General features: G+C 53.2%; 2 protein-coding genes. Both read left to right on the forward strand.

Annotated features, from left to right (window positions below; translation table 11 throughout):
- Nucleotides 1–358, forward strand: a 358-nt coding sequence (locus ABS769_RS22430) for an XRE family transcriptional regulator (RefSeq protein WP_350498295.1), incomplete at its 5' end; no start/stop codon positions are given.
- Between the two features lie 95 nt (nt 359–453).
- The gene (locus tag ABS769_RS22435; RefSeq protein WP_317061327.1) at nt 454–924 is read left to right on the forward strand and encodes a hypothetical protein; all 471 of its coding nucleotides are present in this window, start codon (nt 454–456) and stop codon (nt 922–924) included.
- The last annotated feature ends 353 nt before the right edge of the window (nt 925–1,277 follow it).

Below are 1,277 nucleotides of genomic sequence, written 5' to 3' on the forward strand. Positions count from 1 at the left end.
CTCGCGCTATGCGCAACTGAACTTCGAGAAAGACATCAACCTGCCCGGTGGAGCGTATCTACTGGCCGCGCTAGACCGTGGCGTTGATGTCTTGTATGTGTTGTCTGGACATCGCGCGCAGTTGGATACCGCCGATGCGCTTCTGTTGTCTGCGTTCAAAGACGCGTCACCTGCTGCGCGTAACGCAGCGCTCGCAGCGCTGGGCTTGGTGGAAGACGTCTCACCTTCAAAGGCCAGTGCCGGTCCAACGTTGTCGTTCAATAACAGCAAAGTCGGCTCGGTGCTTTCCACCACCGCAACGATCGATCAACGCAACATGCAGATCAACGTTGGCGGGCGTAAAAAAAAGAAGTCCTGATCAAGCTCCAGATAGGACAGCTAGTCCTCGCAAAAGAGTGCGTTATCGGCAGCGACTGGCAGAATTTGAGAAATTGAAATTCAGTGAGAGCCGCAATGGAAACCAACCAGCACAAGGGGCACGTACACGTTGATGTGACGGATTCGGAAGTTGGTCAGTTGAACGCCGCAGACACTATCGAGCAGCACTACCACATTGCTTATCCGGCCTCTGAGCGCCCCTCACTTGCTGATCTGGATCGCGCATACCAGACTTCCCAGGAAGCTGTGCGTGTGGCGAAGTTTTGGTCAGCTGTTTACTCGTTGATCTGGGTGGCTGTGACGATGGCGATTTGGATGTGTATGCCGAAATCGTTGCCAGCTAACGCAGGGCCAATCGATCACTTGATTTACTTGATCATCCTTGCTTCCGTTCCATTGGCCGTCAGGACATTTTTGCCTAGTGAATTGAAGGAGCGCCGTGACGAATGGCAGCATGTGATCAAGGAAGAGACAAAAAGCCTAGCGGAGTTTCGCCGTTTGATTGCCCTAGAGAAGGCGCGGCTTAAGCTGTTCGGGAGGACATAAAAAAAGCCGCCGGTCTACAACCGGCGGCTTTCGTTGAGGTGTCGGTGCCTCACTCCATGTGATCGAGCCGTCGCCGTCCTGGCAACGCGAGATGACCAGACATCCTTAGATCGAACGCTATAACAATCGAATAGCGTTGGCTGTCAGATAAACCCTACACGCAGTGTAGGAATTGCACTTGATTTGCATCAAGTGTGCGCTGCGTTTTATTTGCGATAATCGTCTGGATGAGTTGTTGAACTGCGTGGCTGCCCAGCGGCCCGATTCGGTGAGACGCCCCTAAATTTTGGAGAGACGCATGGATGATGCAATGGTTCGCCTGTCAGGCGAATACGTGTTGACTGCACACGTTG

The sequence above is a fragment of the Xanthomonas hortorum genome (genome assembly GCF_040279205.1).
In the GTDB taxonomy this organism is placed as follows: Bacteria; Pseudomonadota; Gammaproteobacteria; order Xanthomonadales; family Xanthomonadaceae; genus Xanthomonas; species Xanthomonas hortorum_F.